The sequence below is a fragment of the Flavobacterium sp. Flavsp81 genome (assembly GCF_059491325.1).
Genome location: NZ_CP168505.1, coordinates 3,917,891 through 3,936,452, shown reverse-complemented (window position 1 = coordinate 3,936,452; position 18,562 = coordinate 3,917,891). Strand labels below are relative to the sequence as shown.

At 32.9% G+C, this 18,562-nt stretch carries 18 protein-coding genes; 8 read left to right on the top strand and 10 right to left on the bottom strand.

All coding sequences use genetic code 11. From position 1 onward, the window contains the following. Nucleotides 1-137 precede the first annotated feature (137 nt). A complete protein-coding gene (locus tag ACEN92_RS16565) occupies nt 138-1,223 on the bottom strand; it encodes a sensor histidine kinase (RefSeq protein WP_495639443.1) in 1,086 nt (361 codons plus the stop codon). A 182-nt stretch (nt 1,224-1,405) separates the two neighbouring features. Then, nucleotides 1,406-2,089, bottom strand: coding sequence for a response regulator transcription factor (locus tag ACEN92_RS16560; RefSeq protein WP_007811237.1), 684 nt, complete (start codon nt 2,087-2,089; stop codon nt 1,406-1,408). Between the two features lie 233 nt (nt 2,090-2,322). On the opposite strand from ACEN92_RS16560, the gene ACEN92_RS16555 reads away from it, so the two are divergent. From ACEN92_RS16555 to ACEN92_RS16540, 4 genes are all read left to right on the top strand, one after another. Then, complete coding sequence (locus ACEN92_RS16555; RefSeq protein WP_495639442.1) at nt 2,323-5,130, top strand: TonB-dependent receptor; 2,808 nt, start codon at nt 2,323-2,325, stop codon at nt 5,128-5,130. A gap of 198 nt (nt 5,131-5,328) precedes the next feature. Further along, nucleotides 5,329-6,513 (top strand): beta-helix domain-containing protein, encoded by a 1,185-nt coding sequence (locus ACEN92_RS16550; RefSeq protein ID WP_007811241.1) that lies wholly within the window; start codon nt 5,329-5,331, stop codon nt 6,511-6,513. A gap of 109 nt (nt 6,514-6,622) precedes the next feature. Further along, nucleotides 6,623-6,961: a T9SS type A sorting domain-containing protein gene (locus ACEN92_RS16545; protein ID WP_495639441.1), complete on the top strand. Its 339-nt coding sequence runs from the start codon at nt 6,623-6,625 to the stop codon at nt 6,959-6,961. 86 nt (nt 6,962-7,047) lie between these two features. Beyond that, nucleotides 7,048-8,028 (top strand): LuxE/PaaK family acyltransferase, encoded by a 981-nt coding sequence (locus ACEN92_RS16540; protein WP_495642357.1) that lies wholly within the window; start codon nt 7,048-7,050, stop codon nt 8,026-8,028. On the opposite strand, the gene tyrS is transcribed toward ACEN92_RS16540, so the two are convergent. After that, nucleotides 8,029-9,324, bottom strand: a complete 1,296-nt coding sequence (gene tyrS, locus ACEN92_RS16535; RefSeq protein WP_495639440.1) for a tyrosine--tRNA ligase — start codon at nt 9,322-9,324, stop codon at nt 8,029-8,031. It lies immediately after the preceding gene. A 191-nt stretch (nt 9,325-9,515) separates the two neighbouring features. Here tyrS and ACEN92_RS16530 point away from each other — a divergent pair, with 191 nt between their 5' ends. Continuing rightward, a complete protein-coding gene (locus ACEN92_RS16530) occupies nt 9,516-10,517 on the top strand; it encodes an NAD-dependent epimerase/dehydratase family protein (RefSeq protein ID WP_495639439.1) in 1,002 nt (333 codons plus the stop codon). A gap of 3 nt (nt 10,518-10,520) precedes the next feature. Here ACEN92_RS16530 and ACEN92_RS16525 read toward each other — a convergent pair whose 3' ends face one another. Genes ACEN92_RS16525 through ACEN92_RS16515 form a run of 3 tightly spaced genes read right to left on the bottom strand, consistent with a single transcriptional unit; the run spans nt 10,521 to nt 13,076 of the window. Further along, nucleotides 10,521-10,994 (bottom strand): DUF4296 domain-containing protein, encoded by a 474-nt coding sequence (locus tag ACEN92_RS16525; protein ID WP_495639438.1) that lies wholly within the window; start codon nt 10,992-10,994, stop codon nt 10,521-10,523. Between the two features lie 6 nt (nt 10,995-11,000). Continuing rightward, nucleotides 11,001-12,341, bottom strand: a complete 1,341-nt coding sequence (locus tag ACEN92_RS16520) for a dihydroorotase (protein WP_495639437.1) — start codon at nt 12,339-12,341, stop codon at nt 11,001-11,003. A gap of 9 nt (nt 12,342-12,350) precedes the next feature. Beyond that, entirely contained in the window at nt 12,351-13,076 is a 726-nt protein-coding gene (locus ACEN92_RS16515; RefSeq protein WP_495639436.1) for a polyprenol monophosphomannose synthase, read from the bottom strand. 106 nt (nt 13,077-13,182) lie between these two features. On the opposite strand from ACEN92_RS16515, the gene ACEN92_RS16510 reads away from it, so the two are divergent. The 3 genes from ACEN92_RS16510 (at nt 13,183) to ACEN92_RS16500 (ending at nt 15,268) form a co-directional block, all read left to right on the top strand. Continuing rightward, a complete protein-coding gene (locus ACEN92_RS16510; protein WP_495639435.1) occupies nt 13,183-13,893 on the top strand; it encodes a DUF4271 domain-containing protein in 711 nt (236 codons plus the stop codon). Between the two features lie 14 nt (nt 13,894-13,907). Next, the gene (locus tag ACEN92_RS16505) at nt 13,908-14,657 is read left to right on the top strand and encodes a uroporphyrinogen-III synthase (RefSeq protein ID WP_495639434.1); all 750 of its coding nucleotides are present in this window, start codon (nt 13,908-13,910) and stop codon (nt 14,655-14,657) included. A 140-nt stretch (nt 14,658-14,797) separates the two neighbouring features. Then, a complete protein-coding gene (locus tag ACEN92_RS16500) occupies nt 14,798-15,268 on the top strand; it encodes an Lrp/AsnC family transcriptional regulator (protein ID WP_007811264.1) in 471 nt (156 codons plus the stop codon). A 142-nt stretch (nt 15,269-15,410) separates the two neighbouring features. On the opposite strand, the gene ACEN92_RS16495 is transcribed toward ACEN92_RS16500, so the two are convergent. The 4 genes from ACEN92_RS16495 to ACEN92_RS16480 form a co-directional block, all read right to left on the bottom strand. Beyond that, nucleotides 15,411-16,097, bottom strand: coding sequence for a zinc metallopeptidase (locus tag ACEN92_RS16495; RefSeq protein WP_495639433.1), 687 nt, complete (start codon nt 16,095-16,097; stop codon nt 15,411-15,413). 274 nt (nt 16,098-16,371) lie between these two features. After that, nucleotides 16,372-16,962 carry a hypothetical protein gene (locus ACEN92_RS16490; RefSeq protein WP_495639432.1) on the bottom strand — a complete coding sequence of 197 codons (591 nt, stop codon included), beginning with the start codon at nt 16,960-16,962 and terminating at the stop codon, nt 16,372-16,374. After that, nucleotides 16,949-17,422 carry an RNA polymerase sigma factor gene (locus ACEN92_RS16485; RefSeq protein ID WP_495639431.1) on the bottom strand — a complete coding sequence of 158 codons (474 nt, stop codon included), beginning with the start codon at nt 17,420-17,422 and terminating at the stop codon, nt 16,949-16,951. Before ACEN92_RS16485 ends, ACEN92_RS16490 begins: the two co-directional genes overlap by 14 nt. Further along, nucleotides 17,422-18,270 carry an alpha/beta fold hydrolase gene (locus ACEN92_RS16480; protein WP_495639430.1) on the bottom strand — a complete coding sequence of 283 codons (849 nt, stop codon included), beginning with the start codon at nt 18,268-18,270 and terminating at the stop codon, nt 17,422-17,424. Before ACEN92_RS16480 ends, ACEN92_RS16485 begins: the two co-directional genes overlap by 1 nt. Nucleotides 18,271-18,562 lie beyond the last annotated feature (292 nt).

Genomic DNA, 18,562 nt, shown 5'->3' with positions numbered 1-18,562 from the left:
ATGCAAAGATGTATCATCAATGTTAAGAAATCATTAACAAGATGTTACTATAATAAAAATTTATTGTTATGGCGTAAATCGCAAAGTTGATTTATTGTTAAAACGTCCTGTTTTTAGGGCATTTGACGCAAATCAGCTTACAATTTTTTAACTTCAGGTTTTTGTATTTTCAGTGCTTTTTCGAGTGTAAAAGAGAATTCAGAACCTATTCCGAATTCACTTTCTACATATACTTTTTCTTTATGTGCTTCGATAATGTGTTTTACAATAGCTAATCCTAAACCTGATCCGCCTTCTGAACGGGTTCCGCTTTTATCAACTCTGTAAAAACGTTCAAAAAGTCTTGGAATATTTTGTTTTTCTACTCCTTCGCCATTATCACTAATCCTGATTAGGACTTTTCTCTTGGTCAAATTAACAACACCAACCTCTGTAGTTCCTTTTTCTTTTCCGTATTTAATAGAATTTACAATTAGGTTTTCTAAAACCTGCTGTATCCTGTCTTGGTCCCCTCTTACCATTAGAGATGGTACATTTTTACTTTCAAATATCAATTTGATTTTCTTTTTATCAGCCTTCATTTCCAATAAATCAAAAACATTCTGAATTAATTCGACAATGTTAAACTCGGTAAAATTTAAATCTAAATCTCCTGATTCCAGCTTAGTAATCATATCCAGATCCTCGACGATATAAATCAATCGTTCTACTCCTTTTTCTGCACGTTTCAGATATTTTTTTCGGATTGTTTTATCATCCATTGCACCATCCAGTAAAGTCGAAACATAACCCTGAACGGTAAATAATGGTGTTTTAAGTTCGTGCGAAACATTTCCTAAAAACTCTCTTCGGTATTGTTCGCGAATTTCCAGCATTTCGATTTCGAGTTTTTTATCTGTAGCAAATTTTTTCACTTCACGTGAAAGTGTTTCCATATCCGTTGTTATGGGCTGATTGATAAGCGTTGTTGATTCTAATAATGAAACCTCATCATAGATTTTTTTTACTCTTCTGTAAATAAATCGTTCGACACGATATTGCAGAACCAAAAAAGAAAAAATATAAACCGAAAAAAGAAAAATTATTCCAAATCCAACCTGATATTTTAATTGATTTTTATAAAACAAATTCATCAATATCAATACAAATCCTGTTGCAAAAAGGCTTATGTACAACGCAGATTTTATAGCAAATTTGTAGGTTTTCTTGAAATTGATTTTCATGGAAATTTTAAATAATAAATAATTAAAGGGATTATTTTTTCACCACATAAGTGATATAAGTTCATTTAAAAAAGCCAATCTTTTTCAAATTTTTTAAACTTTGAGAAAGATTGACTCCGATAACAAAAGTACAAATACTATAATTTAAATGAACTTATATGGCTCACTTTTATATTGAATGTTTAGACTTCAAATTTATAACCAACACCTTTTATGGTCTTAAAAAGGTCTTCACCAATTTTCTCACGTAATTTTCGAATGTGAACATCAATTGTTCTTCCACCTACAACTACTTCATTTCCCCAGACTTTATCGAGGATCTCGTCTCTTTTAAATACTTTTCCGGGTTTTGAGGCGAGTAAATAAAACAATTCAAATTCTTTTCTTGGCAACGAAATTTCGATATTATCTTTGATGATTTTATACTCTTCGCGATTGATTTCGATTCCGCCGACATTGAGTGTATCGCTTACTACTTCTTGTTCTTTTAACCTTCTTAACAAAGCCTTTACTTTACTGACAAGTAATTTTGGTTTTATTGGTTTTGTAATATAATCATCGGCACCAGCATCAAAACCAGCAACTTGCGAATAATCTTCACTTCTGGCAGTTAAAAATGTTATGATAACATTATTTAATTCCGGAATTTTCCTGATATGTTCACAAGCTTCCATACCGTCCATTTCAGCCATCATGACATCCATTATAATCAAGTCCGGTAATTCTTTCTGAGCTTTTGCGATTGCATCTTTTCCATTTGAAGCTGTTACAATCTGGTAGCCTTCCTGAGCAAGGTTATAGCCTACAATTTCCAGGATATCCGGTTCATCGTCGACTAATAAAATCTTGGTTTGTGTTTTTTTCATAAATAGCAAAAATTGAGATTTTCACATCAAATTTTCTTTATTATATATTCGATGATATTTAATTGCGATGGTAAATATAACAATAAAACAACGGTTAAAAATTGGTGTTAACGGTAATTTAATTTGGTAACAATTTGATAATCTTCACAACACAAAAACATAACAAGTAGCTAACATGAACTTTACAATGTGTTTATTTCTTTGCACAAAAATAAATCAAACACAACACTGAAATGAAATTCAATTTAAAATTTCTATTTATTACATTATTTATTTGCGGTATTTCACTTGCACAAAACAAAGGTACGATTTCTGGAGTTTTAACCGATAAGGAAACAAACAATGAAGCTTTGCCTTTTGCAAATGTCCTGATCAAAGGAACAAATATTAGCACCAATACTGAAATTGACGGGAAATATTCTTTAAATGTTAATCCGGGAAATTATACCATTATTTTTAGCTTCGTAGGTTATGAGTCTGTAGAAAAACCTGTAACCGTTAAAGCAAATGAAACTACAACAGTAAGCCTGTCACTTTCATCGGGAGGATATACTTTAAAAGATGTAGTAGTTAAATCGACTGCTAACAAAGAAAAAGAAACTGCATTATTATTAGACCAAAAAAATGCTGTTGTAATCAAACAAAGTATCGGAGCACAGGAAATGTCCAGAAAAGGCGTTAGCGATGTCGAAGAAGGTCTGACAAAAATTACCGGAATTTCTAAAGTAGGCTCAAGAGGTTTATTTGTTCGTGGTCTTGAAGATCGTTACAATAACTTATTGATTAATGATCTTGCTGCTCCATCAAATAGCCCATTCTCAAAAATTGTCCCTCTTGATTTGTTTCCAACAAACATAGTTGGTGTTATTGATGTTTACAAAACATTTAACCCAAATATTTATGGAGATTTTGCCGGTGGAACTTTTAATATTCAAACTTCTAAAGTTTCTAAAAACATTACAAAAATAAATCTTGGCGCAGGATATACAACTGGAAACAGTTTTAAAGATTTCTTACTTTCAGGTGATGCAGATACTGCTGCAGGCTTTTTTGGATTCAACGGAAAAGATAGGGAATTACCAGGTTTTTTAGGATCAACTGCAGGCAGAACAACTTTTACAACTGATCAGGCATTAAATTCTTTGAGCGGAGATAAAGGTTTTAACGTAAACAAAAGCAAAAGTCCATTAAACTCTAGCATCAATTTTCTTCATGCAGAAAAATTTGACTTAAGTAACGATCGTAACATTTCATACTTATTCTCTCTTAATTATGATAATAGTTATGCTGTTAGAGAAGGTGTCAGCAGAACACTGCAAACACTTGGCGATAAATATAACAATGATTTTGTTAACACTGAATATCGTTTTAAAACTAGTACATCTGCTTTAGTGGGAGTAAATTACACTACCCAAAGATTTAAATTGGCTTTTAACACTTTGTATTTAAAAACAACATTAAACTCTATATTAGATCAATACGGAGTTCTAAGTAATAACGGAGTTGACAATAACTTCATCCGTACTAATCAATTGGATAAAACTGATTATTTAAATACTCAATTATTAGGAGAATATAATTTGACAGAAGATAAAAACCAAACTTTAAAAGCTGGTATATCATATGCTAATACAAAATATGGCCAGCCAGATAGAAAATTCTTCTCAGGAACTCAGGAAAGTGACAATCAAATCAATACTTCTTACGGTGGTAACAATTTCTTACGTCAGTATTTAACTGTTGATGGAAACGTATTTGTTTCTGGATTATTAGAATACAACCTGAAATTTGGAAAAGATGCAAAACAGAACAAATTGACAGTCGGTTATAACGGAAATGCCTCTAAAATGGAATCTTCTTATCGATTTGTTGCAAGTAATGGCGGTACTTTTTCATCATCAGACATAAACAATATCGATACTAAAATCACAACTGATATTAACAATAATGCTGTTTTTTTTAACGAAAGTTCAAACACAACTTATAAAGTAAAACTTAACGAAAGTGCAAATGCAGGATATGCAAACTTATTATTGAAATTTGCTGAGAAATTCGAGTTAAATGGAGGTGTTAGAGTTGAAAGTACTATCAAAGAAACATTTTACAGAACTTTAGGTTCTTTTGATGATCCATTCAAATTAAAGAGATACAACAATCTTTATGTTTTACCATCGTTGAATGTGAAATATCTTTTAACCGAGACATCTAACATTCGTTTCGCTGCAAGTAAAACGTATACGAAACCAGTTGTAATGGAATCTTTCCCAATCTCATACATTAATGCAGATAATACTTCTACACAAGGAAATGCATTATTGAAAAATAGTGATAACTATAATGTTGATTTGAAATATGAATTATTCCCTACTTCTAAAGAAATGTTGACTTTTGGTTTATTTGGAAAACATATTGATAATCCTATCGAAAGAACTTTTATTGCTAATGCAACATCTGGAACAGTAACTACTTTCCTGAACTCTGATAGTGCAAACTTATACGGAGCTGAAGTTGAATTCCTTTTAGGTTTAAACAGAATCAGCGAAAATTTAGAGCATTTTTCTTTTGGATTAAATGCTTCATTGATGTCTACCAAAGTAAATGTTGCTCCAACTTACGAATCTCAGGATGAGGATGGTGTTGTTACTGTAAAAAACTCAATCGAAACGCACCAAACAAGATCATTGCAAGGTGCTTCTGACTGGTTAGTAAACTCTGATTTAAAATATGAATTTGAATTAGGTAAAGACTGGACAAATACAATGTCACTTGTTTATGGTGTATTCGGAAAAAGAATTTATGCAGTAGGGACAAACGGTCAGGACAACACTTATGAATTACCTGTACAACAATTAGATTTTGTTTGGGGAAGTAAGATTTCAGAACATTTTGATATAAAATTTACTGCCGACAACTTATTAAACCCAGAAAGAAAATTAGAATTCGGAAACAACGGAACTTACAAAGTTCAAGAATCATCATTGTTGGCAAACAGCTACAAAAAAGGAGTTGGATTCTCTGTTAAAATAGGATACACTTTCTAATATCTATATAAAAATAACAACTAAAAGTTCCAGAGATTCTGGGACTTTTTTTATTTACTGATACATTAAATCTACTTAACATTCTCTTCACATTTTAGTTTTCTTTTAATAACTGTAATGTAATATTGAGATAACACACTGAAAGGATTTACATTATAATTTTGACAAAAAATAAAACGAATAATACAACACATAACTATGAAAACTAAATTTTTTGCTTTAGCACTTGCTACAAGTTTATTTTTAAACTCTTGCTCTAGTGATGACCCAACTCCTGTTGTTCAACCTGTAACGGGCGAAATCACAGGTCCAATAACAGCAAACAAAACATTTGCTTACGGAAACTATACTTTAAAAGGAATCGTAAAAATCAACTCAGGTGTAACAGTAACTTTCGATGCCGGATCTACAATCACTATCGATAAAGCTACTGGAGACAACGCATTAGTTGTTTTAAACGGAGCTAAATTAATTACTAACGGTACAGCTGACAAACCAATTGTATTTACAGAAAAATCTAAACTTCCAGGTTCTTGGGGAGGAATCATAATGTATGGTGATGCTCCTGCAAAAGTAGCTGGTGGTGGAACTTCTTCTACATCAGAAGATGGTAACAACATTACTTACGGTGGAACAAATGCAACTCACAATGGTGGTTCATTAAATTATACAAGAGTAGAATATGCCGGAGCGAAATTAGCTGACGGACAAAAAGAAAACAATGGTTTTACTTTTTACTCAGTAGGTTCAGGAACAACTTTAGATCACTTAGTTTCTTACAAAGGTGCTGACGACGGATTCGAATTCTTTGGAGGGACTGTAAGTATGACAAATGCTATTTCTTACGGAAACTATGATGATGCTTTCGATTGGCAAGATGGATGGCAAGGTACGGTTAACACCAACTGGTATGCTTACCAAACTGGAAAAGGTAACTACGGAATGGAAATCGAAGCATCTGCAAATGATAATGCTTTTGGACCAAAAGTTTCTAACATTACTTTAAAAAGAGAAGCGGGTAATGTTCCTGAAGTTGGAGATAACCAAGTTGATGCTTTCCAATTCAAAAGAGAAGGAAACGGAGAATACAGCAACATCATTATCGATGGTTACGGTAACTTCACAACCGGAGCAACTACTTACTATGGTAGTGCTGTGAGAATTCAGGATGATGCTACTAACACTCATCAGGTAAACACATCTAAAATAAAAATTTTAAATGTAAAAATTACTAATACAACTAATGTATTGCCAATTGGCGCTACTGATGCTATTGTTGTCGCTTTCCCAACCGGAACTTTCGTTCAAAGTTCTACAGCTACAGGAGCTATATTAACTACTGGAGCATGGGCAACTGTTGACGGAGTTAGTTTAATCAAATAATACAACTTTTAAATATTATTGTTAAAAACATCCTAAAATTTTAGGATGTTTTTTTTTGGCGTAATTTTTGAAAACTTTTTTTGTATATTTACATATCTAAAATAAGGCGATGGCAAAAAATTACTTTTATATTACTTTCTTACTGGCTTTTTTCTTTACTGTAAGCGTCTCAGCACAAGACAGTAAAATATCGCCAAAAACTCAAGATGGAACTACCATAGAGGGATTAAGCTTATATCCTAACCCTGTCTTAAATGGAAAAGTATACATCTCATCTAAAAATGATTTTGAAAAAGAAATTATTATTTTTGATGTTTTAGGAAAAAAAGTGCTTCAAACGCATTTGGCTACAAAAGAATTAAATATTCCTGATTTAACTCCCGGAGTTTATATCATTAAAATAAGCGAACAAAACAATTCGGCAACTCGAAAATTAATTGTCCGGTAAACAAAAAGTACTTAAAGCTCCAATAATTTGGGGCTTTTTTATTGCCTTTACATTCTCCAATTATTATACCTTTGCACAAAAAAGCCTTGATTACAGCCAACGATATATTTACCATTTCGAGTCAGAAACAATTTGAAAAAACAGCACTAAAAGTGTTTCGTTTTCAACACGAGAACAATAAAGTATATCGTGATTTTTGTGATTTCTTAAAAGTAAATCCGCAGCAGGTAAAATCATTACAGCAAATTCCTTTTTTACCAATTCAGTTTTTCAAAAGCCATAACGTCGTTTCAAATACAAATCCTGCAGAGGTAACTTTTACCAGCAGCGGAACTACAGGAATGATTACCAGCAAACATTTAGTAACGGATGTTTCGCTTTATGAAGAAAGCTATCGAAAAGGATTCTCAGAATTTTATGGCAATATCGAAGATTACGTTATTTTAGCTCTTTTGCCGTCTTATCTCGAGCGCGAAGGCTCTTCGTTAATTTACATGGTAGAAGATCTTATAAAACTATCCAATCAGTCTGAAAGCGGCTTTTATTTGCACAATCACGATGACTTAATCAAAAAACTTACTGTATTAGATGAATCTGGTCAGAATGTGATTTTAATTGGTGTTACTTATGCTTTACTGGATCTGATTGAAAAGCATCAGTTTCAGCTTCAGAATACCATTATTATGGAAACGGGCGGAATGAAAGGCAAACGTAAAGAAATGATTCGCGAAGAACTACACGAACAGCTTTGCAAAGGTTTTGGTGTTAATGCAATTCATTCAGAATACGGAATGACGGAACTTTTAGGACAGGCATATTCATTAGGCGAAGGCGTATTCGAATGTCCGTCATGGATGCATATTTTAGTTCGCGATCCCGAAGATGCTCTCACATATGTGAAAGACGGAAAAACCGGCGGTATCAACGTTATTGATCTCGCCAATATCAATTCATGCTCATTTATTGCCACGCAAGATTTAGGCAAAAAAAATCCCAACAACTCTTTCGAGGTATTGGGACGTTTTGATAATTCTGATATTCGTGGATGCAATTTGATGGTTTTATAGTTAAACCACTCTAATCACAAAATAATTTTTCTTTCCACTTTGTAATAATACAAATTGATTATTAATTAAATCATTTGCTGTCAATACAAAATCTTCTTTGATTTTTTCTCTGTTTGCCGAAATTGAATTTGCTGTTAAAGCACGTCTTGCTTCGCCGTTTGATTTAAAGAAACCTGTTTTTTCGTTTAAAACAGTAATAATATCCAATCCGTTTTCAAGATCTGCTTTTGTTATTTCAGCTTGCGGAACTCCGTCAAAAACTTCTAAAAAAGTAGCTTCATCCAATTGTTTTAAATCTTCTGCAGTAGAATTTCCAAATAGAATGTTTGAAGCCTGAATTGCTTTTTCCAATTCTTCTTTGCTGTGAACAAAAATGGTAATTTCTTCTGCTAATTTCTTCTGCAACACTCTCAAATGCGGAGCTGTCTTATGTTCTTCAACTAAAGTATCAATAGTTTCTTTATCCAAGAAAGTAAAGATTTTGATATATTTTTCAGCATCAACATCAGTCGCATTTACCCAAAATTGGTAAAATTTATATACAGAAGTTTTATCAGCATCCAGCCAGACATTTCCACCTTCGGATTTTCCGAATTTAGATCCGTCCGCTTTTGTAATTAATGGTGTGGTCAATGCAAAAGCTTTTGCATTCTCGCCTCCCATTCTACGCACTAATTCTGTTCCTGTGGTAATATTTCCCCATTGGTCAGAACCTCCCATTTGCAAAACGCAATTGTTGTTTTTATATAAATGATAAAAATCGTACCCCTGAATTAATTGATATGTAAATTCCGTGAAAGACATTCCTTCCCCTTCCCCGCTCAATCTCTTTTTTACGGAATCTTTCGCCATCATGTAGTTTACCGTAATTCGTTTTCCAACTTCACGTGCAAAATCAATAAAAGAGAATTCTTTCATCCAGTCATAGTTATTGACCATAACCGGAGCATTTGTGTCTGAAGAATTAAAGTCTAAAAAGCGGGACAAAACGCTTTTGATTCCAGCCACGTTTTTAGCCAAAGTTTCTTCGTTCAATAAATTTCTTTCGTCCGATTTTCCGGATGGATCACCAATCATTCCTGTTGCACCACCAACCAAAGCTATAGGCTGATGACCAAAATTCTTTAAATGAACCAATAAAATAATCTGAACCATGCTTCCAATATGAAGTGAATCTGCCGTTGGATCAAAACCAATATAAGCCGTTGTTACTTCTTTCAGTAATTGTTCTTCCGTTCCGGGCATACTGTCATGATATAAACCGCGCCACTTTAATTCTTCAACCAGATTCTTCATTTTTTAAATAATTTGGTACAAATATAAACAATGACAATGGCAATGACAAAAAACAATTCCAATGTCAATTCCAAAAGTCAATCTCAATTTTAATTTTAAATTTTAATTCAAAAAACACTACATCAAAAAACCTTTGCAACTTTGAACCTCTGCCTCTTTGCACCTTCCATGCAAAAACTTATCTTTACAAAATGGTATTAGTAACAGGAGGAACTGGTTTGGTTGGCGCGCATTTATTACTTCATTTAATTGAAAATGGAGAAAATGTCCGGGCAATTTACCGCAATCCAAATAAAATCCAAAAAGCAAAATCAGTTTTTGAATTATATAAAAAAGGAAATTTATTCGAGAAAATCGAATGGATTGAAGCTGATATACTTGACGTTCCTTCATTAGAAACCGCTTTTATTGGCATTGAATACATTTATCATTGTGCCGCGTTTATTTCACTTGATCCAAAAGATGAAAATTTACTCCGAAAAACCAATATCGAAGGAACAGCCAACATGGTTAATTTTTCTATTGCGAAACAATTAAAAAAATTCTGTTTTGTGAGCTCGATAGCCGCTTTGGGAGATTTAGCTGCCCATGAAACCATTATTACCGAAGAAACCGAATGGAATCCGGAGAAACCTCATAGTGATTATGCGATTTCTAAATATGGCGCTGAAATGGAAGTCTGGCGAGGGCTTCAGGAAGGTCTTGATGTAATTATTATTAATCCCGGTGTAATTTTAGGGCCAATTCCAAAAACAAAAACATACGAGCAGGGAAGTGCTGAGTTTTACGAAAAAGTAGCCAACGGGCTTTCATTTTACACTCTCGGAAGTACCGGCTTTATTACAGTAAATGATGTAGTGAAAATTGCATTTGAATTAATGAAAAGCAATATAAAAAACGAACGTTTTACGCTAATTGCAGAAAATATTGTATTTCGGGATATTCTCAATACCATTGCCGATGTATTAAAAGTCAAAAGGCCGGGTATTCATGCAAAGCCATTTTTACTGAATTTTGCCTGGATTGCAGATGAAATATTTTCTACTTTATTTTTCCAAAAAAGAAGAATTACAAAAGCAACTGCAAAAGCGTCATATTCAAAAAGTTTATATTCTAATGAAAAAATAAAAACCGCTCTTGGAACGGTTTTTTCAGATGTACATCATTATATAAAAGAGGTATCGAAATTATAAAACTTATTGTTTAAGCCTTGTCATTCTTCTCTTTATAGAATCGATATTTATTTTTCTTACTGTATTTTTCACAGAATCCTGAGGAGTTTTCTTTGGTTTATTTTTATTGGCCTTAGCTGCTTTCTTTTCTTCAGCTTTTACCTTTAAATCAGTACTCTTTTTCTCTTTTTCCAAACGGGCGTTTATCTGATCAAACATCTCTTTATACCCTTCATAATCAGACGCATAATATATATTGCTTTTAGCAAATTGAAGACTGTCTACTTTATATTTTTTAAAAATAAATTTTTTAGGACTTGATTCAACCGAATCTAAAGACAAAGGCTGTTGGTATTTTATTGCTTCCAAAAGAGTTAAATCATATATAATATTCATCATTTTCTCTTTCTCAATAAGTTTTGCAGGTTTTTTAACCAACTCTTTTTTACAACTTACAGAAAGAAACAAAACCAATATTATAAATACGAAATTCTTCATTGCAATTTATCTATCAAATAATAATCGTTTTCCGGCGCGAACATCTTTTACTTTAAAATTATTGTAAACCATTTCACCATTTACAAAAGTATGTGTAATTCTTGATTTAAAAGTAAAATTTTCAAATGGAGACCATCCGCATTTATACAAAATATTCTCAGGTTTCACGCTCCATGGCAAACTTGGATTTACAATAACCAAATCAGCATAATACCCTTCTTTTATAAAACCTCTTTTTTCAATTTTAAAAATCTTAGCGGGATTATGGCACATTTTTTCTACAATTTTCTCCACACTGATTTTTCCCTGATGATGCGCTTCAAACATAGCAACAACAGCATGCTGAACTAAAGGCCCTCCGGAAGGTGCGTTTAGATAGGACTGACTTTTTTCTTCTTTTGTATGCGGGGCATGGTCTGTTGCAATAACATCGATACGACCGTCATTTAGAGCTTTCCAAAGTTCTTTTCTATCCTCGGCGGTTTTTACAGCAGGATTCCATTTGATGAAATTTCCTTTTGTTTGGTAATCTTCATCAGTAAACCAAAGGTGATGTACACAAACCTCAGCAGTAATTTTTTTATCTTGCAATGGAATTTTATTAGTAAATAATTCCATTTCTTTCGCAGTTGAAAGATGAAAAATATGCAATCGTGCTCCGGTTTTTTTTGCTAAAGCAACTGCTTTTGAAGAGGAGATATAACATGCTTCTGCACTTCGGATTAAATGATGTGCAGTGACCGGAACATCATCACCATATTGCTCTTTATAAATTGCAAGATTATTTTGAATTGTGGTTTCATCTTCACAATGAACAGCAATTAGCATTGGTGTGCTGGAAAATATTTTCTCTAAAACGGCTTCATTATCCACCAGCATATTACCTGTTGAAGAACCCAGAAAGATCTTGATTCCGGCAACATTTTTAGGGTTTGTTTTTAAAACTTCTTCTAAATTATCATTGGTTGCTCCCATCATGAATGAGTAATTCGCAAATGATTTTGCAGCAGCAATTTGATACTTATCCTCTAAAATTTCCTGAGTAACGGCATTAGGAACTGTATTGGGCTGCTCGATGAAAGAAGTAATTCCTCCGGCTACAGCAGCTCTTGATTCTGATTCTATATCTCCTTTATGAGTTAATCCCGGTTCTCTAAAATGTACCTGGTCATCAATTGCTCCGGGAATCAAATAATTTCCTTCGGCATCAATTACTATGCAATCAGAAGTTTTCAAACTGATGCTGTCAGCAACTTCAACAATGAATTCGTTTTCTATCAGGACATCTCCTTCAAAAACAGACCCTTCGTTTACAATCTTAGCATTTTTTATTAAAATTCTATTCATTGTTATCTTTTATAATGAATTGACTAATCTTTTTAATCGAAGTGAAATTACACCCAAAATAGCTTCTTTGATAATAGCGTTGCTCATTTTTGAAACTCCTTTTGTCCTGTCAGTAAAAATAATAGGAACTTCGGTAATTTCAAATTTAGCACAATACGTTCTGTACTTCATTTCAATCTGAAAAGCATATCCAACAAATTTGATTTTGTCAATATTAATCTTTTCTAAAACTTTTCTTTTATAACAAACAAAACCAGCCGTGGCATCATGGATTTTCATTCCGGTAATAAATTTCACATAAACCGAAGCAAAATAAGACATTAATACTCTGCTCAAAGGCCAGTTTACCACATTAACACCTGTTACATAACGTGATCCAATAGCTAAATCTGCTCCTCCAAAATGGCAGGCATCAAACAATTTTTCAAGATCATTCGGGTTATGTGAAAAATCTGCATCCATTTCAAAAATGTAATCATATTGACGTTCCAAAGCCCATTTAAAACCATGAACATAAGCTGTTCCAAGACCCGCTTTTTTGGCTCTTTTTTCAAGAAACAATCTTTCCGGAAATTCTTCCTGAAGCGCAACAACCTTATTTGCAGTATGATCCGGTGAATTATCATCGATAATCAAAAGATGAAAGGGTTTATGTTGCGAAAGCACGGCACGTACTATGCTTTCAATGTTTTCAATTTCGTTGTAAGTGGGAATTATGACAATACAATCATTCATTTTTTCTGCGTAATTTCACCGCAAAAGTAAACTTTTTATGGCATTTGATTCATAATAAATCTATAATAAAAGTATTGAGCCAAAAAATTACTAATTTTGCATCGTTATGATTGAACAACTTCATCCCAGAATTATCGAGAACAAAGATTGGGCAACACTCTTATTTGTGTTGGCTTTTGCTGCTGTTGCCATTACTAAATCAGCTTATGAAAATAGGTTTAGTGAGTTTACTAAACTTATCTTTTCTGACAAATACGTCAAAATTTATCGTGACGTTTCTCATTTAAAAAGCAGCTTTACCATAGCGCTGTTTTTTGTACAAATTATTTCGTATTCATTTTTCATTTTGCTGGCGATGCATATTTTCAGCACCTCAAAAAGCGATTGGGCACCTGCTTTTAAATTTGTCTTGCCGATCGAAAAAACCGATTGGATGCTTTTTATACAAATCGCTACTTTTCTGACATACTTTATTTTAGCAAAGTATTTAATCGAAAAAATTATTGGGAGTTGTTTCAATATTGATGAATTTGTAGATCTTTTTAATCTTCAAAAGGCAACTTATCGAACTTATATTGGTCTTTTAATCCTTCCTATCAATGCTGTTTTATTTTATCGCGATGATATCTCTGAAAGTATACCACTAGCAATAATAGGGGTTTCGGTGTGTATAAGTATGTTTTCTTACTTTATTTCAATTAAAACCTATCAAAATACAATAATCAGCAAGTTATTTTATTTTATTTTATATCTTTGCACTCTTGAAATAGCGCCCTATTATTTCCTGTATTATTGGATCACTAAAGGGAGCGCTTAGTAAATGTTTATAATATGAAAGTGAAAACAATTTTGGTGTCACAGCCTGAACCTAAAGTGGAAAACTCCCCTTACTTTGAGCTCCAACAAAAACACAAAATAAAAATTGATTTCAGACCTTTTATTCATGTGGAGGGAGTTAATGCAAAGGAGATCAGATTGCAAAAAATCGATCTTAATCATTACACTGCAATTATTTTGACTAGTCGAAATGCTGTAGATCATTTTTTTAGAGTAGCCGATGAAATGCGCTACAAAGTTCCTGAGGGATTAAAATATTTCTGTCAATCTGAAGCTGTTGCTTTTTATTTACAAAAATATGTAGTGTATAGAAAACGTAAAATTTACGTAGGAGCAAAAGATTTTGCTGATTTATCTCCGCTGATCAAAAAATACAAAGACGAAAAATTCCTGCTTCCTGCATCTGATCAGTTAAATGCCGATGCGCCGGTAACTTTAAACAATTTAAAAGTAGATTGGACCCAAGCTATATTTTACAAAACCGTAATGAGTGATTTATCCGACTTAGCAGATGTTTATTATGATGTTTTAGCTTTTTTCAGTCCAACAGGAATAAAATCATTGTTTAAAAACTTCCCGGATTTTAAACAAAATGATACCAGAATTGCTGTTTTCGGAAGCACAACTCAAAAAGAAGCTTTAGATTATGGTTTAAGAATAGATATTCTTGCCCCAACTCCTGAAACTCCTTCTATGACAATGGCTCTGGAAAAATACATTAGTGAAGTAAACAAAGGAAAATAATTCCTAAAAAATAATCAAATCTTAAAATTCCAAATTTCAACTTTCTGTTGGGATTTGGAATTTTTCTTTTTAAATCATTTTAAGTACATTTGATTTCTATTCTAAACCAAATATTAGGATTTAGTTCCAAATCACAAGTTATGAAAATCAACTCTCTTTTAATTGAAATTGACGGCATCGACAAAGAAATCCTTCGTTATTTAATGGATGATGCCAGAAAACCTATTTTACAAATCGCTAATAAAATAGGAATTTCAGGGGCAGCTATTCATCAGAGGTTGAAAAAACTGGAACAATCCGGTGTGATTTCAGGATCAAAATTTACTGTAAACCCAAAAGTATTGGGGTATAACACCATGGCGTTTATTGGAGTGTATCTCGACAAAGCTTCCAGAAACTCTGAAGCCGTAAAAGATCTAAAAAAGATTCCAGAAGTTTTGGAATGTCATTACACCACCGGAAACTGGTCTGTTTTGATTAAGATTATTTGTCGCGACAATGAACATTTGATGCAGCTTTTAAATACTAAAATCCAGGCAATCGAAGGCGTCTCAAGAACAGAAACGTTTATTTCGCTGGACCAGCAGATTGACAGGCAGATACAGCTTTAGAAAATTTGATAATGTGTCAATTTGATAATTAGATAATTTTTAAAAATGCTTAAAAACAAAAACCCGGATAGATTTTAAAAAAATCTATCCGGGTTTATAAATTATCTAATTGACTAAGTATTAAATTACCTCATTAAAAAAATTAATTCCTCCTGTTTCCCGAATAAATGGAGATATAATACAATAATGTTGCAATAGAACCAATTGCAGCTACAACATAAGTTCTTGCTGCCCATTTTAAAGCATCTTTGGCGCCCGCCTGTTCTTGTTGCGTGAGCATATGTTTATTTTCTAACCAGGCAAGGGCACGATTACTTGCGTCATATTCAACCGGCAAAGTTATAATTGTAAATAAAGTTGTTGCTGCAAAAATGATGATCCCAATTAACAATAAGTACGGAAAAGTCCTAATCATTAAAATTCCAGCCAACAAAATCCATTGTACATAATTTGATGCCACGCTTACAATAGGCACTAATGCAGAACGCATTGTCAACCATTCATAACCAATAGAATGCTGGACAGCATGACCACACTCATGAGCCGCAACCGCAGCCGCAGCCGCATTACGATGATTGTAAACTGCTTCACTCAAATTAACCGTTTTATCTGCAGGATTATAATGGTCTGTCAATTGTCCCGGAGCCGAAATAACACGAACATCACGAATACCATTATCGGCAAGCATTTTTTCTGCAATTTCTCTGCCGCTCATTCCGTTTTGTAATTGCAATTTCGAGTATAGCTCGAATTTACTCTTTAATCTTGAACTTACCAACCAGCTAAATAACATGATAAGTCCCGCGAGAATTAAATATCCACTTCCCATATCTATATTTTTTTAGTTTATGTTTTGTCTTCGTAAACTCACAACAATTTACGAACCATTTTTATAAAATGCCAAAATGACATTCAACTTTAAATTTTAATTATGAATTCTTTCGCGAAAAAACTAAACACAAACTTGTTATTCCGTAAGAATCTATACGTAAAACCAATTGGATTCTGAGATTCTACGGAATGACAAACTGTTCGCTGAAAACAAAAAAAAATCCAAACCTCAATCGTAAAATTGGAATTTGGAATTTAAATATTGGAATTTATTAATCCAATTGTTTATTTACGTTTTCAAACTTTGTAATCAGCTCATTAATTTTTTCCTGTTGTTTCTTAATTTGTTTCGGACGTAAATAAAACCAATTAAAACCAATCCAAAGCAATGTTACGCCATATGTAATCAGTGCATAAAAAACAGTCATTCTTGAGGCATATTCATACATATACAAACATATTCCGGCAAGAAGCAAAACAAAATACCAACTCAATATTACAGACTGCAGAAATTGCTGTTTCCGTTTGATTAATATCAGTTTCTGCAAATATTCCTGATTGGTTTGAGTCGCGTCAATATCTTTATAAATACGCAGTAAACCATTGTAAACTGCGACATACATTATCATTGCCAGGATTACCAAAACGATTCCGATTTTAGTTGAAATAAACTGTGGCTGATAATAATACCAGACAAAAAGGATAAAAGCAGATGTCGCAAAAAGCAAAATATTGGTTTTCCATAAACTTCTCAAGCCTGCTTTTTTAAATTGTTTTAGCCTTGCCATCAAATCCTCGATATTGGGCTGACTTACGGTTTGTTTTTTCCATAAATCTTTAAAGTCTATATTATTGCTGTCCATTTTCTTTAAATTTTTGAGTCAGTTTTTCTTTAATTCTGTGAATTTTCACTCTTACATTAGCTTCAGAAAGTCCAACGATTTTGGCGATTTCTGCCTGTTTTACATCTTCGAGTTCCAGCGAAATAATGATACGTTCTGTTTCGGGCAATTCGGCAATACATTTATAGAGAAACCGAATTTGTGGCTCAATTGAAGTTTGTTTTTCTTCGCTTAAATTAATCGGCAAATCTGATTTTGGGAAACGTTTTTCTTTTTCAATCTGCCTCAAACAGTTATTAGATGCAATTCTGAAAATCCAGGTTCCTATAGCAGATTCATTTCTAAAACTATCCAGCTTTTGCCAGACAATTATAAAAGTCTCCTGAGCCAGATCCTGCGCAATATCATAATCGTTGACAAAGCCCATGCAAAGTCTGAATATTCTGTCCCAATATGTTTTATAGATATTTTCAAACTCCATTATTTAGATTTTATAAAGTTGTTTAATTGTTCTAAATACCATGCTGTATCATCGTACATTATAAAATGCATTCCCTTATTCGCATATTGAAAATTAGCTGTTTTTAAGTTTTGATATTGACTTTCAATGGCAGGTTTTAAATTTATAAAATAAGATTCCAGCAATATTAAAGACGGACATTTTATAGCTGCAATTTTTTCTCTTAAATCGGTATTAGAGAAATCACAATACATTTGAGCAAAGGTTTTTCTGTCCGATTTCATGCTCCAATCTATTACCATTTCCAGTTTTGAAATATCTTCTAAAAGTCTCGGCATCATTTTTTTCTGCATATCATAAAACTCAGCATCTGTCATCGCCATCATTTGATTTACCATCGCAGAACAGTCGTTATTTTCTTTTGATTTAAAAGAGGGGTCACTCAAAGCCGCCAAACACGGAAGTGCATCGACCACCACAATTTTATCGATTAATTCCGGATAATCAGCTGCGATGGCAAGCGCTAATCCTCCTCCCATACTGTGACCGATTAGGATTGGCTTTTCAATTTTATTGGTTTTGATATAATTGGCGATTTTAGTTTTCCAATTTTCAAATGAAGGATTCGGCTGTGGTTTTACTCCGGCGAAACCGGCCATTGTCAAAGTGTAACAGGTAAATTTTTTTTCAAAATTGGCTTTGGTTTCATTCCATACATCTCCTGAAGAAGCAAATCCTGGAATGAAAATAATAGCTTGTTTTCCTTTTCCGGTTTTGGCAACCTCAAACGGATACGATTTAGCTTGCGCAAAAACATTTAAACATAATGCAGAAAATAAAAGGGCGGTAATCAAAATATACTTTTTCATTTTTAATAGTTTTAAATTGTTAATTAATCGGATCCGCCCTTTGGATACGAGAACTATTAAAATGTTACGAATCTTAGAAAAAAATTAATTTTTAAATACTAATATCGTCTTTTACCGCAAAGTACTCGAGGTTATTTTGCTCGCAAAGGCGAAGCCGCAAAGGTTATCATAGAAATCGGAATAACAAACTAAGTTTGGAATTGGTTTTTTTTAGTTTTATATATGAATATCCGTCGAAATTGACAAGATTGTAGTTGATTTATCAATAATGAAATTTCTTTTGAAATCTAAA

Excerpts from the sequence above, each read along its gene's own strand:
- ACEN92_RS16565 (WP_495639443.1), bottom strand. The coding sequence starts at position 1,223 with ATGAAAATCAATTTCAAGAAAACCTACAAATTTGCTATAAAATCTGCG.
- ACEN92_RS16560 (WP_007811237.1), bottom strand. The coding sequence starts at position 2,089 with ATGAAAAAAACACAAACCAAGATTTTATTAGTCGACGATGAACCGGAT.
- ACEN92_RS16555 (WP_495639442.1), top strand. The coding sequence starts at position 2,323 with ATGAAATTCAATTTAAAATTTCTATTTATTACATTATTTATTTGCGGT.
- ACEN92_RS16550 (WP_007811241.1), top strand. The coding sequence starts at position 5,329 with ATGAAAACTAAATTTTTTGCTTTAGCACTTGCTACAAGTTTATTTTTA.
- ACEN92_RS16545 (WP_495639441.1), top strand. The coding sequence starts at position 6,623 with ATGGCAAAAAATTACTTTTATATTACTTTCTTACTGGCTTTTTTCTTT.
- tyrS (WP_495639440.1), bottom strand. The coding sequence starts at position 9,324 with ATGAAGAATCTGGTTGAAGAATTAAAGTGGCGCGGTTTATATCATGAC.
- ACEN92_RS16530 (WP_495639439.1), top strand. The coding sequence starts at position 9,516 with ATGGTATTAGTAACAGGAGGAACTGGTTTGGTTGGCGCGCATTTATTA.
- ACEN92_RS16525 (WP_495639438.1), bottom strand. The coding sequence starts at position 10,994 with ATGAAGAATTTCGTATTTATAATATTGGTTTTGTTTCTTTCTGTAAGT.
- ACEN92_RS16520 (WP_495639437.1), bottom strand. The coding sequence starts at position 12,341 with ATGAATAGAATTTTAATAAAAAATGCTAAGATTGTAAACGAAGGGTCT.
- ACEN92_RS16515 (WP_495639436.1), bottom strand. The coding sequence starts at position 13,076 with ATGAATGATTGTATTGTCATAATTCCCACTTACAACGAAATTGAAAAC.
- ACEN92_RS16510 (WP_495639435.1), top strand. The coding sequence starts at position 13,183 with ATGATTGAACAACTTCATCCCAGAATTATCGAGAACAAAGATTGGGCA.
- ACEN92_RS16505 (WP_495639434.1), top strand. The coding sequence starts at position 13,908 with ATGAAAGTGAAAACAATTTTGGTGTCACAGCCTGAACCTAAAGTGGAA.
- ACEN92_RS16500 (WP_007811264.1), top strand. The coding sequence starts at position 14,798 with ATGAAAATCAACTCTCTTTTAATTGAAATTGACGGCATCGACAAAGAA.
- ACEN92_RS16495 (WP_495639433.1), bottom strand. The coding sequence starts at position 16,097 with ATGGGAAGTGGATATTTAATTCTCGCGGGACTTATCATGTTATTTAGC.
- ACEN92_RS16490 (WP_495639432.1), bottom strand. The coding sequence starts at position 16,962 with ATGGACAGCAATAATATAGACTTTAAAGATTTATGGAAAAAACAAACC.
- ACEN92_RS16485 (WP_495639431.1), bottom strand. The coding sequence starts at position 17,422 with ATGGAGTTTGAAAATATCTATAAAACATATTGGGACAGAATATTCAGA.
- ACEN92_RS16480 (WP_495639430.1), bottom strand. The coding sequence starts at position 18,270 with ATGAAAAAGTATATTTTGATTACCGCCCTTTTATTTTCTGCATTATGT.